General features: G+C 35.3%; 10 protein-coding genes. 6 read left to right on the top strand and 4 right to left on the bottom strand.

The window, feature by feature from the left end; genetic code table 11:
- The first annotated feature begins 36 nt into the window (after nucleotides 1-36).
- The 6 genes from AACZ49_RS03270 to AACZ49_RS03245 all read left to right on the top strand — a co-directional run bounded on the left by AACZ49_RS03270 (nucleotide 37) and on the right by AACZ49_RS03245 (nucleotide 8,760).
- On the top strand, nucleotides 37-726 hold the full coding sequence (locus AACZ49_RS03270; protein ID WP_091622973.1) for an ABC transporter ATP-binding protein: 690 nt from the start codon (nucleotides 37-39) through the stop codon (nucleotides 724-726).
- Nucleotides 727-773: 47 nt separating this feature from the next.
- Nucleotides 774-3,275: an FtsX-like permease family protein gene (locus tag AACZ49_RS03265; RefSeq protein WP_339652173.1), complete on the top strand. Its 2,502-nt coding sequence runs from the start codon at nucleotides 774-776 to the stop codon at nucleotides 3,273-3,275.
- Between the two features lie 136 nt (nucleotides 3,276-3,411).
- Nucleotides 3,412-4,872 carry an amidohydrolase family protein gene (locus AACZ49_RS03260; protein WP_339651569.1) on the top strand — a complete coding sequence of 487 codons (1,461 nt, stop codon included), beginning with the start codon at nucleotides 3,412-3,414 and terminating at the stop codon, nucleotides 4,870-4,872.
- Nucleotides 4,873-4,987: 115 nt separating this feature from the next.
- A complete protein-coding gene (locus AACZ49_RS03255; RefSeq protein ID WP_339651568.1) occupies nucleotides 4,988-6,604 on the top strand; it encodes a M28 family metallopeptidase in 1,617 nt (538 codons plus the stop codon).
- 238 nt (nucleotides 6,605-6,842) lie between these two features.
- Nucleotides 6,843-8,195, top strand: coding sequence for a DEAD/DEAH box helicase (locus AACZ49_RS03250; RefSeq protein WP_339651566.1), 1,353 nt, complete (start codon nucleotides 6,843-6,845; stop codon nucleotides 8,193-8,195).
- A gap of 307 nt (nucleotides 8,196-8,502) precedes the next feature.
- Nucleotides 8,503-8,760 (top strand): hypothetical protein, encoded by a 258-nt coding sequence (locus tag AACZ49_RS03245; protein ID WP_339651564.1) that lies wholly within the window; start codon nucleotides 8,503-8,505, stop codon nucleotides 8,758-8,760.
- Nucleotides 8,761-8,927: 167 nt separating this feature from the next.
- On the opposite strand, the gene AACZ49_RS03240 is transcribed toward AACZ49_RS03245, so the two are convergent.
- From AACZ49_RS03240 to secA, 4 genes are all read right to left on the bottom strand, one after another.
- Nucleotides 8,928-10,517: an amidohydrolase family protein gene (locus AACZ49_RS03240; protein ID WP_339651561.1), complete on the bottom strand. Its 1,590-nt coding sequence runs from the start codon at nucleotides 10,515-10,517 to the stop codon at nucleotides 8,928-8,930.
- Nucleotides 10,518-10,632: 115 nt separating this feature from the next.
- Nucleotides 10,633-11,853 (bottom strand): sensor histidine kinase, encoded by a 1,221-nt coding sequence (locus AACZ49_RS03235; protein WP_339651560.1) that lies wholly within the window; start codon nucleotides 11,851-11,853, stop codon nucleotides 10,633-10,635.
- 115 nt (nucleotides 11,854-11,968) lie between these two features.
- Nucleotides 11,969-13,363: a Gfo/Idh/MocA family oxidoreductase gene (locus tag AACZ49_RS03230; protein WP_339651557.1), complete on the bottom strand. Its 1,395-nt coding sequence runs from the start codon at nucleotides 13,361-13,363 to the stop codon at nucleotides 11,969-11,971.
- A gap of 162 nt (nucleotides 13,364-13,525) precedes the next feature.
- Nucleotides 13,526-16,888, bottom strand: coding sequence for a preprotein translocase subunit SecA (secA, locus tag AACZ49_RS03225; RefSeq protein WP_339651554.1), 3,363 nt, complete (start codon nucleotides 16,886-16,888; stop codon nucleotides 13,526-13,528).
- Between the last annotated feature and the right edge of the window lie 113 nt (nucleotides 16,889-17,001).

The raw sequence follows: 17,001 nt of genomic DNA, 5'->3' as shown, positions 1-17,001 counted from the left end.
ATTTGCTTATTTTGTTAGCTTGAAGTAAAATGATTTATGGCAAAGATATTAAACGTACGTAATCTAAGGAAAACGTATACGAGTGGATCTAAAAATTTGACAGTATTAGATGATATTTCTTTTTCAATAGAGGAAGGGGAAACTTTTGCAATCGTAGGTCCTTCTGGTAGTGGGAAAACTACTTTGTTAGGACTGTGTGCTGGTTTAGATGAAATTGATGAAGGTGGTATAGATCTTTGTGGTGAAGATTTAAGTACGTTGAATGAAGACCAGCGTGCTCTTTTAAGAAATAAAAAAGTCGGATTTATTTTTCAAGATTTTCAATTGTTACCGACCTTAACCGCATTAGAGAATGTAAGTGTTCCTTTAGAATTACAAGGCGCGCCACATGCAACAAAAGATGCTATGGAACTACTGACCAAAGTTGGTCTTGGCAATCGACATAATCATTATCCGTCACAGCTTTCTGGTGGGGAACAACAACGGGTTGCTTTAGCTAGGGCATTTTCAAACAAACCTTCAATTCTTTTTGCTGATGAACCAACGGGTAATTTAGATGAAGAAACAGGAGAAAAGGTGATAAAATTACTGTTCGATTTAAATACTGAAATGGGAACTACTTTGGTTATTGTAACCCATGATTTAGAATTGGCTAAACTGAACCAACATGTATTACGACTTAAAGGTGGTAAAATAGTAATCAATGAAACCTCTGCAATATCTTGAGTAAACCAACACGAACTTCAAAAGCAGACTTTAATTGGTTATTGAAAATGGCTTGGCGCGATGGTAAGGCAAGTGGTAAGCGCTTGCTCTTGTTCATGGCTTCCATAATTTTGGGTATATCAGCAGTCGTTTCAATTCAGTCTTTTAGTGATAACCTTAAAGATAACATCGGTCTACAGTCAAAAGCCCTTATGGGAGCCGATTTTCTCATCGATAGTAATCAACCAGCAAATGAGCGGGTAATTCAGTTGATGGACTCCCTTGGTGGAGCCGATGCTAGGGAGGTGAATTTCGCTTCGATGGCAGCTTTCACCAAGAATGGAGCTACTAAACTAGTACAAGTACGTGGTATAGAAGGTAACTTCCCTTTTTATGGCGAATTCGAAACCGAACCCGCAAACGCAGCTATTGAATACCAAGAAAAAGGAGGTGCTTTAGTTGATGCTACCGCGATGTTACAATTTAATTTAAAACCGGGCGATAGTGTAAAGCTAGGGTCTATTACTTTTCCGATTATCGGTTCATTGATAACCGCACCTGGTAGTACTGGTATTGGTGCTACGGCCGCTCCACCTATTATTGTTCCGTTTCGGTTTATGGAAGAAAGCGGTCTTCTTCAAAGAGGAAGTCGTTTAGGTTATAATTATTATTTTAAAAACTCTATTATAGATTTAATCGCGCTTAACAAAAAAGTAGACCCTTTGTTAGATGCCGAAAATGCCGATTTAGACACCCATATAGATACTAGTGAACGATTAGGGCGCCGGTATGAAAATGTTGGTCGATTCTTAAACCTAGTTGCGTTTATAGCACTTTTGTTAGGATGTGTAGGTATCGCTAGCTCTGTTCATATTTATATTAAAGAGAAATTAAAATCGGTCGCAGTTCTCAAATGTTTAGGAGCGACCCGTAAGCAGACCTTTTTAATCTATTTGCTTCAAATTGCGGGTATGGGATTGTTGGGTGGTTTTATAGGCACGGTAATAGGATTAATTTTACAACAAGCTTTCCCATTAATTCTACAAGAATTTCTGCCGTTTCAAGTAGAAATATCTACCTCGTATCAATCGATTTTTGTCGGCTTGTTATTAGGCGTGTTTATGTCAGTTTTGTTTGCACTTTCTCCTTTAATAAATACGTGGTTCGTTTCACCTTTACAAGTTCTGCGTGTACAAGAAGATACGAGCAAAAAATCGCGTCCATATCAAATATGGGTAATGATAGCTATAGTTCTATTTGTATTCCTTTTTGCATATTGGTTATTAGGTAGATGGTCATTTGCAGCAAGTTTTGTGGCAGGTATCTTAGTAACGTTCTCCATTTTGGCCGGAGTTTCCAGTCTATTTATGCGATTGATAAAACGGTATTTCCCTAAATCATGGAGCTTTGCTTCACGACAAAGTTTATTGAATCTATATCGACCAAATAACCAAACCGTTGTATTGATATTGGCAATAGGAATCGGAACCTTTCTAATAAGTACCTTATATTTTACTAAAGATTTTCTACTCGCTAAAACGTCTTTCGAATCAAGTACCGAAAGTCCGAATTTGATACTTTTTGACGTACAGACCGAACAACGAGAAGCTGTAGCCAATACTATAATTCCTAAAGGTTTACCCGTACTAAATAATATTCCGATCGTAACTATGCGAATGGAGCGTATAAAAGAACGAAATGTTAATGATATTCGATTAGATAGTACCACAAGGGTGAATAAATGGATATTAAACCATGAGTTTAGAACTACCTATAGAGATACTATGATTGGTTCTGAGAAGTTATTAGATGGGGCGTGGATACCAAGTGTAGAACCTAATGCTGAGGTGATACCGATTTCTTTGGCAGATAATGTAGCCAAAGATGCTCTTGTAACTCTAGGTGATACTATTTTATTTAATGTTCAAGGAAAATTAATGACGACCATAGTTGGTAATATTAGACAAGTAGATTGGGCACGTATGCAGCTCAATTTTTCCATTGTATTTCCAAAAGGAGTGTTGGAGAATGCGCCACAATTTCATGTATTGACAACAAACGCACCGGACAAAAAATCCTCGGCCAATTTGCAACGTGAACTGGTGAAAAAGTTCCCTAATGTCTCCATTATAGATTTACGGCAAGTGGTAACACTTATTGAAAATATTTTGGATAAGATTTCATGGGTGATTACGTTTATGGCTTTTTTTAGTATTCTAACAGGAATTATTGTTTTAATCGGTTCTGTACGTAACAGTAAATACCAACGTATTCGTGAAAGTGTATTGTTGCGTACTCTGGGAGCACAAAGCAAACAGATTTTAAAAATAAATGCTTTAGAGTATCTATTTTTGGGCGTTTTGGGTAGTGGTGTAGGCGTACTTCTTTCTTTGGTTAGCAGTTTCTTACTTGCTTATTTTATTTTTGACACGCCATTTATACCTTCATGGGTACCTTTTTTAGTGGTGATGCCAGGTATTACCTTATTGGTGGTGTTTATAGGATTATTGAATAGTAGAGGTGTTTTAAATAGTCCGCCGTTGCAAGTTTTGCGAAAGGAAGGTAGTTAGTGTGGTGGTTTTTTAAATATTGATGTTATATAATATTTAATAGAGCTTGATCTTAATAGAAGCGAAAATGAATGTATTAATTAAATTCACTTCTTGTTTACCTATCTATTTAACTAGTATTTTCAAAAAATCTCTTATGAAAAAATCTCTCTTATTTTCAATTATAATAAGCGTCCTATTTATTTTATCCTGCAAATCTGAAAAAAAGTCTGCTTTTAAATTATCTACTAATGCAATTTTAGTGTACAATGGAAAGATCATCAACGTTACGAATGGAGAAATTCTAAAGGATAAGGCCATACTTATTGATAGCGGAATGATAAAAGCAATTGGTGATTATGAAATTTTCAAATCAGAAGTCGACACTAATCATCAATATAATGCAAGTAATAAATTCATTATTCCAGGTCTGTGGGATATGCATGTACATATTGAAGGTGAAAATTTGGTTGAGGATAACTTGGCATTACTACCGGTTTTTGTGGCGTATGGCGTTACTACGGTTCGCGATATGGCGAGTGATTTAGGGGAACAGGTGCTTGAATGGAGAGATGAAATTGAACAGAATAAAATTTTAGGTCCCCAAATATTTACGGCAGGTAGAAAATTGGAAGGTGTCAATTCCATTTGGAAAGGAGATTTAGAAATTGCCAATGAAGAAGAATTGTCAGAAATGCTTGATAAGCTTGAAAGTTATAACGTTGATTTAGTGAAAATTACAGAGAACACCCTACCCGGACCTTTATTTTTAAAGAGCGTTCAAGAGGCCAAAAAAAGAGGTTTTATGGTGTCCGGTCATATACCAATAGATCTAACGGTGCAAGAATTGGTCGATGAAGGTTTTACAAGTATTGAGCATGCTAGTTATGCTTTGCGATTAGGTAATGATGAAAAGGATATTGTTGCTAAAGTAAAAGCTGGTGAAATTACCAAAGAGCGTGCAAATGAACTATACGCGACTGGTTTTGACCAAGAAATTGCGAATCTGGCCTATCAAAAATTAGGTAAAACCATTGTTGCCATTACGCCAACATTGATAGGAGGAAAACAACTTGCCTATTTAGATGAAAACAATCATGAAAATGATGCATATTTAGCCTATTTAACAAATCGATTTACATCCAATTATCAATGGAGAATCGATAGGATGGCAAATGATTCCCCAGACGATAGACAAGCCCGTAAAGACCGTTATCAATTAATAGCAAAACAATTGCCTTATTTTCAAGAAGCAGGTATAAACATTCTTGCCGGTAGTGATGCAGCTGCTTTGAATACCTATGTATATCCGGCGCAATCACTTCACGAAGAATTGATGCTGTTTCAAGATGCTGGTCTTACGCCTTTACAGATATTGCAAAGTGCTACTATAAACGGAGCAAAGCTAATGGGTACCTTAACTACTATGGCCACTGTTGAAGTAAATAAACAGGCAGATTTAGTTCTTTTAAATTCGAATCCATTAGAAGATATAAAAGCCACGCAAGATATTTACGCCGTTGTAAATGACGGTGAGTATTTTGATAAAGATAAAATAGATGTGTTGCTTGAAAATGCAAAAGATAGAAAAATGGAACTTGACACAGAGCGTAATTAATGCTTTTACCGTTTTTTAAATTGTGGTATTGAGCTAAATCAAAATATATAACGATTTATATCCTGTTTATAGGTATTCTATTTACCTTAACGAACACATATTCAAAATATTAAGGATGAAGATTTTTTTACAATTTTTAGGAATCATTTTATTTGTTAGCTGCATAGATGAAAAAGAGGTGCCCACGGCAGTAATAGAGGTTGACCAAAAAGTTATTGGTAAACATATCGAGCGTCTTGCATCCGACGAGTTTCTAGGTCGAAAGCCATTTACCGTTGGCGAAACGCTAGCGGTAAACTATTTAAAAGATGAATTTGAAAAACTAGGACTTTCACCTGGTAACGGTGATAGTTATTTTCAAGATGTGCCAATGGTAGAAATTACCGGTACGCCATCAGAACATATGATCATTTCAGGAAGAAATACAGAAATAAAATTAGACTACTTAAAAGATTTTGTAGCAACAACAAATAAGCCTGTTACCGATGTTGGTCTAGAAAAATCGGAACTTGTATTTGCCGGTTATGGTGTTGTGGCTCCTGAATATGATTGGAACGATTATGAAGGAATAGATTGGAAAGGAAAAACAGCTGTAGTTCTTATTAATGACCCAGGTTTTAAATCTGGAGACTCCACTTTATTTAAAGGAAATGAAATGACTTATTATGGTCGTTGGACCTATAAATACGAAGAAGCTGCACGACAAGGCGCAGCAGGATTAATTATAATACATGATACGGAACCCGCTTCTTATGGTTGGAATGTTATTGAATCTGGTTGGACTGGTGCTCGATTAACAATTGAAAGTGATTTACCATTGCTTGAGGTAGAGTCTTGGATCAGTGGAGAAAGTGCACAGCAAATCTTCGATGCATCGGCAATGAAAGGCCAGGATTATAAAAGCCTATCTAGAAATAAAGATTTTAAACCAACACCTTTGGATTTGAATGTTTCCGTTTCTGTTGAAAACAATATTAAAAAAGATGTTTCTAAAAATGTGGTAGCTATGATAACTGGCTCAGAGAAAAAAGATGAAGTAATCATTTATTCTGCACATTGGGATCATTTAGGCGTTGGTAAGGCCATTGATGGAGATTCAATATATAATGGTGCAATAGATAACGCTTCTGGTACTGCAGGGTTGTTAGCTATTGCAGAAGCGTTTAAAAAAGGTGAAACAACAAAACGCTCAATTCTTTTTATTGCTCTTACAGGAGAGGAACAGGGATTGTTGGGTTCAGCCTTTTATGCTGAAAATCCAATTTTTGATCCTAAAAAATCAGTTGCGAACATAAATATGGATGCATTGGCCAGTCCAGGAAAAATGAAAGATTTGACTATTACAGGTTTCGGACATTCCGAAATGGATGAATATGCCAAAGAGGAAGCTCTAAAACAGGACAGATATATTATACCGGATCCAGAGGCGGAAAAAGGGTATTTCTTTAGATCCGACCATTTTAATTTTGCCAAAATCGGGATACCTGCATTATATGCTAGTGGTACCTATGAAGGCTTCGATAAAAGTATTGAAGAGGTAAAAAAACTTAATACATACTACAATATTAATAATTACCATCAAGTTTCTGATGAGTATAATTCCGAAACAACAAACCTTAGTGGGGTGAAATTAGACTTGCAATTATTTTATGCGATTGGATTGAAATTAGCGAATGATAATTATTTTCCGAAATGGTATGATCGCAGCGAATTTAAAGCGGCTAGAGAATAAAAGAGTCAGCTGGTTTACGGGAAATTAAAAATCTATTTAGGAAATTCTTGACTGTCAAGTACTAATATTAGTAAAGAATAGAATGTGGCATTCAATCTGTTGTCAACTACAAAACTAAATTTAGTTTTAGTTCTAAAAAAAATAGAATCTAAAAGGATAAAAACGATAATTGTCTTAGTTATCGTGTTTTGTCAACTAATCCACATAGCTTTGCAACTGAAATACAAAAGTAATTGTTATGTCTTTGTTTACCGATTTAAAGATTTCTAGAAACCTAGAAAAAGCTCTAGATGATTTAGGGTTTGAAAATACTACACCTATTCAAGAGAAGGCTTTTCCTATCGTAATGAGTGGTAGTGATGTTGTCGGTATAGCACAGACCGGAACAGGAAAAACATTTGCTTATTTACTTCCAATCTTAAATAACCTCTCATTTTCTAAAGAGATACACCCAAAGGTGGTAATTCTTGTGCCTACTCGCGAGTTAGTGGTACAAGTAGTAGAGGAAGCTGAAAAACTAGCTAAATATTCAGCTATTCGTGTCCTAGGTGTGTTTGGTGGTAAAAGTATGTTACGACAAAAAGATGCGTTGGCTTTGGGTACCGATATTTTGGTGGCAACTCCTGCACGATTATACGATTTAATTTTGACCAAAGCAGTTCAATTAAAATCGGTCAAGAAACTAGTAATTGATGAGGTCGATGTTATGTTAGACTTGGGATTTAGATTTCAATTGGTTAATATTTTCGAATTGTTACCTGTCAGAAGACAGAATATTATGTTCTCTGCAACTATGACCGATGACATAGAGTTATTTATTACCGATTTCTTTACAGGAGTTCAGAAAATATCAATTGCAGTTAGTGGAACTCCATTAGAGAACATAGCTCAATTCGGGTATGCAACGCCTAACTTTTATACAAAAGTAAATTTGTTGGTTAATTTACTGCAGAAAGAAGAGGAATACCATAAAGTTTTGGTTTTTGTCTCTAGCAAACGTAGTGCAGATTTGTTGTTTAAAGAGCTGGCAGAATTTTTTAGTGAAGAAATTTGTATTATACATTCTAATAAGACCCAAAACTATAGATTACGCTCTATCAACCAATTTGATGAAGGTAAGAACCGAATTTTGGTAACTACAGATGTTATGGCAAGGGGACTTGACCTTCAGGAAATTTCACATGTCATTAATTTTGATACGCCTATTTATCCTGAAAACTATATGCACCGAATCGGTAGAACGGGTAGGGCGGAGAAAGAGGGAACTTCTATTTTATTATTTACCCCAAATGAAGAAGAAGCAAAAGATGCCATCGAAGATTTGATGTTGCACAAAGTAGATTTATTAGACTTACCTGGTAATGTTGAAATAGCCACTAAACTAACTTTCGACGAACAGCCTAAACATAAGGAGCGTGAAAATCCTTTGAATATAAATGAAGAAGAGCGTGGAGCTAGTTTTCATGATAAATCGGATAAGAACAAAAAAGAAAACCAGGGCGGTTCTTATAAACGGATTATTAAAAAGAAATATTCTAAGCCAAAGACTCGAGGCGATAAAAATTATGGAAAAAGGGGTAGGAACAAATAAGGATACCTTCTATATATTCAAAATACTTTTCTTTTACAAAACAGGGCAAGTATATACTTTAATAAATATCATTTATTACATTCCATTAAAGGTGTTTTTATTGATGCTTTAATAATAAAATTTTTTAAAAATTTCGACGAATTACATATCATCTCGGTGTGATGTTTTTAGGTCAAAAGCTATTCATCGGCATTTTTTGTCGATTCATCATAGGAATTTACATTAGCCGAAAATTACAGTCGTTCATCGTGGTCAAGAGTCTTTATTGTTGAGCCGCTGGTATCTTTATATTGTTCAATATTAAGATATGAAAGTAATATTCACCTTACTACTTATAATTTTCGCCGGAGCATTAGCGATAGCACAAAACCCTCAATCAGATGATAAAGTTAACACTATTGAAATGGGCATTGTTATGGTTCATAGCCTTAATGGTACTGACTATAATAAAACGTTTACAATCACTACTGAAACTGAAATAACTCGTTTGTATCGATATAGAAATTCTAGAGTCAACAGAGAATTGGCGTTTATTACACATAAGAATTATGGTAAGCTGGCATAATCTTTGCTATATTAAAAAGGTGCAATGAAGCATCCTTTTAAAATTTCAATTATGATAATACTTACACTTTTAATACCCGCTTTAATTGTTCTTGTAGTTGTTTCCTTAACTTCAAAAAATAAAAAACAATTGCGTCCAATCAAGGTACCAGTAAACAAAAGAAAGTTTTAGTTCTTAATGCCAGGCTGCTTAATTCTATAATTCTCTTTGACCTTGGCTTCATCAACTTGTCGTTTTACGTCTGCTAATAGGGCTTTTGCATCGTAAACGATACCGTCTTTAATAGTATATTTTACACCACCAATACGAACCACCTCATTATCATCGGTAAGCTTTATTGCTCCTGTTCCATATAGTACTTTTAAATTTTGAAGCGGATTTTCTTCAACTACAACAAAGTCAGCTAATTTTCCGATAGTAACTGAACCTAATTTGTCATCTAAACCTAATGCTTCTGCACCGTTTAAAGTTGCAGATTGTATTATTTCTAAAGGGTGAAATCCTGCTTCACGCATTAATTCTAGTTCACGTATATAGGCAAAACCGTATAATTGGAATATAAACCCAGAATCGGAACCTGTTGTAACTCGACCACCTCTATTTTTATATTCATTAATAAAGGTCATCCAAAGATTATAGTTCTTTTTCCATTGCACTTCCTGCTCTGTACCCCAATCATGCCAATAAGAACCATGAGATACTTTGCTTGGTTGATAAAATTCCCAAAGTGAGGGCAATGTATAGTCTTCATGCCATTCGGCACGTCTAGCGCGCTGTAAATCTCTACTAGCCTCATAGATATTAAACGTAGGGTCCAAAGTAAAATCTAACGCCAATAATTCATTCATTACATTATTCCAATGTTCAGAGTATGGTTCAGCTGCCTGTGCCCATAATTTTCCGGCATTTTCGAAACGATGTTGCTCATTCTGATAGTTATAATCAAGAGGAAAATCCTGCACCGTACGATTATCGAATAATGCTTCCGGTAATCCATACCAATGTTCCATTGAAGTTAATCCCGCCCTAGCGGAATGAAGTACATTCCATCTAGCAACGCTCATTTGTGCATGGTGACATGCAGAACCTAGTCCTAATTTTTTGTTTTCATCAAGTGCTGCCGCCATAATAGATGGTTCTGCACCAAAAAATTTAATACCATCAGCTCCTTTTTTGGCATTCGCACGTACCCATTCACGAGCTTGTTCCGAAGTTGATATAGGAATATCGTTCAACGGATTAAAGGATTTACTGGTTTGCCCAAATGCGGTATATGAGATTATACGTGGGGCGATAATGTCATTTCTCTCGCTTTTTTGTTTTAAATCTAGCGTTGCATCAATACCTCTTCCAGCAACCTCTCTTACTGTGGTTACACCATGTGACATCCAAAGTTTAAAAACATAATCTGGATCAGCACCTTGCGCATCACCGCCAATATGGGTGTGCATATCTATAAAGCCAGGCATTAAGTACATACCAGTACAATCTAGCTCCTTGCCACCTACTTTTAATTGTGGTCGCTTAGAGTTATCGATGGCTACACCAGGATATCCTACAACTTTAATGTCTTTAATGATATTGTTTTCAACGACAATGTCAATGGGGCCTTGTGGTGGTGCTCCATTTCCATTAATAAGCATAACGCCTCTAATTATTAATTGAGTGTGTGGGCCATCTCCTGCAAGAGATTGGGCATTGATCGTTAGTAAGCCTACGAAAATGAATACCGTAGCTAATACTATTTGTTTGAACATAAGGAGACAGTTTAAGTTAGTCCTTATAAATATAGGCAAAGAGATAATAAGTACACAGAGCAAGTATCAACTTTATTAATAGAATTCTGAACTAAAAAACACAAAAGGCTTTAACTTACATAACTGGAGATAATTGTTGGTTTATTTCTTGGAATTTGATAATGTAGTTGGTGCCTTTTTTGGAGGCATCGCGTTCAATTGTTCCCCGTAATTGACGGGTAAGATTGTATATGAGTTTTAACCCTAATGACTTTGTGTTTTTGTAATTGATTGTTTCAGGAAAACCAATACCATTATCTCCTATTTCAAGAATGTAACAATTTTCTTTTTCTGAATCTTTTTGTAACTTAATACTGATTTCGCCTTCTTTATCACCTTCGATACCATACTTTAATGAATTGGTCAAAGATTCATTGATTAATAAACCTAATGGAATGGCAGTGTCTATACCTAACTTTATATCTGGAATATCAATTTTTAAATTAATATTATTGTCGATTCCTTTTATAGAACGAATTAAATATTCACTTAGCTCTTGAACATAAGATTTGTACTCAATATGGCTAATATCTTTTCGCATGTAGAGCATTTCATGAACCATTGCCATTGCGATTACCCTATTCTGCGTTCCTTTTAGGAGGCTTTTCATTGGGCTGCTTTTAATATTTCGAGATTGTAGGCTTAATAAACTTGATACGGTCTGTAAGTTGTTTTTAACTCTATGATGAACTTCTTTCAGTAAATTTTCTTTTTCATGAACTTGATTGGCCATGTCCTTCTTGGAAGTATACAGTGCGTTGTAGGTCTTTAATAAACTTTTGCCAAATGTGTTTCCTAAAATAAAAACCGAAAATAAAACTGAAACAAGGCTAAATACAGCACTCGAACTTTCTGGCACGGCATTTCCTGTGATATTTAGCTCAGGTATAGTTTGTGTAAAAACTAATAAGATGAGAACTATAATAACGTTCAAATAGAGTTTGCCATATCTACTGCTGTTGATAAAGCCACCAAATGCAACTAACGGAATCATAAAGATAAAAGGACTATGTATTCCGCCACTGTATAAAGTCACTATAAATGAGGATAAAAGACCAATTATAGATGAAAAATTGAAGGTTGGAAATATCTTTTTATGAATTTTAAAGTATTGTAAGTTGATGAAGTTTAAAACTCCAAATGCTAAAAGTGTGAAAGGAATAACTTCGGTTATGCCTAATAGGAAATAGCATAATGCTCCAAATAAAATGGATATTATGCTAGTGGTATAATTTACCCTTAAAAAAAGTTTGGTTTTATCCTGAAGACGCTCTTTGTCAATGGTAAATCCGGGCATAGATATTGTTTATGTACAAAAAAACATACTAAATTAGAAATGTAAATCTAATTATGTTTTTATCATTATGCTAGTGTTTTTTGTTTTTGTATGACATAATTATGTAAAGTTAGTGTCAGCTGCGCTCTTTCTTTGGTTTAAGGTCTGTTAATTCTCCAATATTAATAGCCTTGCCAGATTCAATACTTATTCTAGCACCTATACCTATTAAAATGGACATTGCTCCATCTCTAACACCGGCAGTTCTGCCATATGGGTCAGTTGTTTCAGGATTGACGAATATTTTATCATGAAGGCGTTTGTCTCCACCACCATGGCCACTTTTTTCCATAGGTATATTTATTACTTCATGTTTTTCCCAAAGCTTGTGAACTATAATTGACTCATGGTTTAATTCTTCCTTATTGTTTTGAGCCATTTCCAAAACATGTTTTTCAGCTTCATCAACAGAGGTTATTGAATGGTAAGGAATGTCTTGTGAAGCTTCAATTCTACCTTTTGTGCCATTAAAAGCAACACGCCACCCTTCGAAGGGTGAATAGGTAGTTAGACTATAGTTTAATACTGTATTGTCTGCATATTTTACTTGGGCAGACATTTTATCATAAATATCAATATTTTCCCGAAATAAGCAATTGTCTCTTATATAACCATCTTCATGTTCGTGATCAGTGTATAATTTTTTAGATGATGCATCTTTGGTAATATCCCAATAAAATTCGCAGGTATCCTTATGATTACAACTACGACAATTAGGACCTCTTTGTGTTCCGTTCTTGCCATAATATTCTAAATCACCATAGGCAAATACCTGATTGGGTTCAGAATTTATCCACCAGTTTAATAAATCAAAATGATGAGTAGATTTATGAACCCAAAGAGATCCGCTACTCTCCATTTCACCATGCCATCTTCTAAAATACGAAGCACCATGATACGTATTTAAATACCAATGGAAATCAACGGATACCAAATCCCCAATCGTTTTATTTGCCAATAATTCTTTTATTTTGGTTGCATACGGGCTCCATCTATAATTAAAACCTACAATTAGTTTTTTGTCTGATTTTTTTTCAGCATCTATAATTGCCTGACATTTAGTTTCATCTGTAGTCAATGGTTTTTCTGTTAATACGTCACAACCCATTTCCAATCCCTTAATTATAAATTGATGGTGCGTTGAATCTTTAGTAGTCACAATAATCAAATCTGGTTTCGTCATCTTCACCATCTCTTCAAAATTTGTGAAAAGTGGGCAATTAGCACCAATAAAATTTTTGGCATATTTTAAACGACTTGAGTTGATATCAGATAGCCCGACGAATTCTAAAATTTCTCCATATTCGTCAACCAAACGTTTTCCCCAAAAGGTGGTTCCCCGGATACCAGTTCCTACCAATGCAACTTTTAGTTTTGAAGTCTTACTAAATGCAAATGTTGAAATTGGAAAAGCTGAACTAGCTGCAAGCATTCCTATTGAATTGATGAATTTTCTTCTGGTAGTATTCATTGGTTTGATTTTTAATAGGTTGTCTAAATATAGCTAATTTTCAACACCAAATAATTTTAGTAAGTTGATTTAACAAGTTGAAAATGTAAAGTGAAAATTATAGGTATTAAAAAAGGCATCCCAATATTGGGATGCCTTTTTTAAATATTTATAATGTTTTTATTAATCTTGGGTTAATACCCAAGAACCACTCTGTATAAGAGGTTCTGCCTGCTTAAACTTTACAGTTTTGCTTTCTCCACTCAATACATTTTTGATGGTAACACGTTCATTACGACCAATCTTAGGTTGCTCTCTTGTAATAGTTTCAGTTACGGCAGGTCGTTGTCCTTGTGTTTGGCCAACGGCTCTACTCTGAGCTACCATTTCATCACTATTAGGGATTTCTTCTTTAGTCGTTTTTAAATTTTCTTTCGAACGTCGAATATTCCTTTCCTCTTGTATAGCGTTTGTGTTTTCAGAAGGTAATTCTCCTTTGAATAAGAATGAAATTACTTCTTTGTTCACTTTCTCTATCATTGACTTAAATAATTCAAATGCTTCGAACTTATAAATTAATAATGGGTCTTTTTGTTCGTGAACTGCTAATTGGACAGATTGTTTCAACTCATCCATCTTACGAAGATGCGTTTTCCATGAGTCATCAATTATAGCTAATGAAATATTCTTTTCGAAATCGGTAATTAATTGTTTACCGTTGGTATCGTAAGCTTCCTGAAGATTGGTTACAACATTTAAACTTTTGATTCCGTCAGTAAATGGAACTACTATGCGCTCGAAATTGTTTGCATTATCTTCATGCACCTTTTTGATTACAGGGAAAGCAGATGCAGCATTACGTTCCATTTTATCATTATAATGGTCGTATGCAGCTTTATAAATTTTACCTGTTATTTCTTGGGCACCCAATTTTCCGAAGTCAGCTTCATCAACTGGTGATGTCATCGAAAAATATTTAATCAGCTCAAATTCGAAATTCTTATAATCACTGGCAGCTTTATTGCCTTCTACAATTACCTCACAGGTGTCATAGATCATATTTGCAATATCAAGCTTTAAGCGCTCACCTTGTAATGCATGGCGTCTTCTTTTATAGACTACTTCACGCTGTGCGTTCATAACATCATCATATTCTAAAAGACGCTTACGAACCCCAAAGTTGTTTTCTTCCACTTTTTTCTGCGCACGTTCGATAGATTTTGTCATCATACTGTGCTGTATAACTTCGCCATCTTCTAAGCCCATCTTATCCATCATTTTAGCTACTCTGTCAGAGCCGAACAAACGCATAAGGTTATCTTCTAGAGAAACATAGAATTGAGAGCTTCCTGGATCACCTTGTCTACCAGAACGTCCGCGTAATTGTCTGTCTACACGTCTAGAATCATGACGTTCCGTACCTACTATGGCAAGACCACCAGCTTTTTTGACTTCTTCGGATAGTTTAATATCTGTACCACGACCCGCCATGTTGGTTGCGATGGTAACTATACCAGCATTACCTGCTTCGGCAACAACATCTGCTTCTTTTTTATGAAGCTTTGCATTCAATACATTATGTGGAACTTTTCGAACACTTAATAGTTTTGATAATAATTCTGATATTTCCACAGAAGTTGTACCAATAAGAACTGGTCTTCCCGATTTACTTATTTTGGTTACCTCTTCAATAATTGCATTGTACTTTTCTCTTTTTGTTTTGTAAATTAAATCGTTGCGGTCATCTCTAGCAATTGGTCTGTTGGTTGGAATCTCCATCACATCCAATTTATATATTTCCCAGAATTCACCAGCTTCAGTAACAGCCGTACCGGTCATTCCTGAGAGTTTACGATACATTCTAAAGTAGTTTTGTAATGTTACCGTTGCAAAAGTTTGGGTTAATGCTTCGATTTTTACATTCTCTTTTGCTTCAATAGCTTGGTGAAGCCCATCGGAGTACCTACGGCCATCCATAATACGACCGGTTTGCTCATCAACGATCATTACTTTATTGTCCATTACTACATACTCAGTATCCTTTTCAAAGAGGGTGTATGCTTTTAATAATTGACTCATGGTATGAATACGCTCGCTCTTAATGGTAAAGTCTTTAAAAAGCTCTTCTTTTAGTTCAGCCTCTTCTTCAATCTCAAGATTTTGGTTTTCAATTTTAGCAATTTCACCACCAATATCTGGCATGACAAAGAAGTCTCTATTTTCTTCGCCAGAAATATAATCGACACCTTTATCTGTCAATTCAATCTGGTTATTTTTCTCATCAATAACGAATAATAGGTCTTCATCTACCTTGGGCATTTCCCTATTATTATCCTGCATATAGAAATTCTCGGTTTTTTGGAGTAATTGCTTAACTCCTTCTTCACTCAAAAACTTAATTAATGCCTTATTCTTTGGTAATCCTCTAAATACACGTAGCAAAAGAAACCCGCCTTCTTTTGTATCGCCTTCTGCTATAAGTTTTTTAGCTTCTGCCAAAACACCGGTTAAATGTTGACGTTGCTTTTGTACGATTTCACCAACTTTAGGTTTCAATTCGTTAAATTCATGACGATCACCTTCTGGTACAGGACCGGAAATAATTAAAGGTGTACGAGCATCGTCGATTAATACCGAATCTACTTCATCGACAATAGCGTAATTATGTGGGCGCTGCACCAAATCTTTTGGTGTATGAGCCATGTTATCCCTTAGGTAATCGAAACCAAATTCATTATTCGTTCCGTATGTAATATCTGCGTTATAAGCTGCACGCCTACCATCGGAATTTGGTCGGTGATGATCTATACAATCCACAGTAAGTCCGTGAAATTGAAATATAGGTGCCATCCAAGCACTATCTCTTTTTGCTAGGTAATCATTAACGGTTACCAAGTGAGCGCCGTTTCCGCTTAGTGCATTTAAATATAAGGGTAATGTTGCTACAAGGGTTTTACCTTCACCGGTATGCATTTCAGCAATTTTACCTTGGTGCATGGCAATACCACCTATAAGCTGTACATCGTAATGTATCATGTCCCAGGTTACTTCTTTACCGGCAGCATTCCATGAATTTTTCCAAATAGCATCTGAACCCTCTAAGGTTACATAATCATTAGAACCTGACAATGTTCTGTCATATTCTGACGCTGTCACTTTCAAAGTTTTATTATTGGCAAAACGTTTGGCAGTTTCCTTTACTACGGCAAAAGCTTCTGGAAGTAACTTGTTTAAAGTTTCCTCAGAAATAACGTACGCTTCTTCCTTTAATTTATCAATTTCGGTGTAAATGTCTTCGTTCTTGTCAATATCTGTAGAGTTCTTAACTTCTTCCTCTAAGGTGTTTATTTGCTCGGTTTTCTCTTGGTATGAATCCTGAATTATCTTTTTAAACTCTATGGTTTTCTGCCTGAGTTCGTCATGACTAAGGCTTTCAAGCTGCAATTCAAATGTTTTTATTTGATCTACTAAAGGCTGTAATTCCTTTACATCTTTTTGTGACTTATCACCAACGAATGCCTTTAGGATGGAATTAATGAAACTCATATATTTTAAACTATTAGAATTGAAATTTACTTAACCCAAAAATAGGTAAGGAGATTTTCAAAATATTATAAAGACGGCAAATATGGCCGACGCTGTAAATTATCAAAAGGTAT

This window comes from uncultured Maribacter sp. (assembly GCF_963975365.1).
Classification (GTDB): domain Bacteria; phylum Bacteroidota; class Bacteroidia; order Flavobacteriales; family Flavobacteriaceae; genus Maribacter.
The sequence above is the reverse complement of the archived record's forward strand: the minus strand, read 5'-3'. Positions and strand labels throughout refer to the sequence as shown.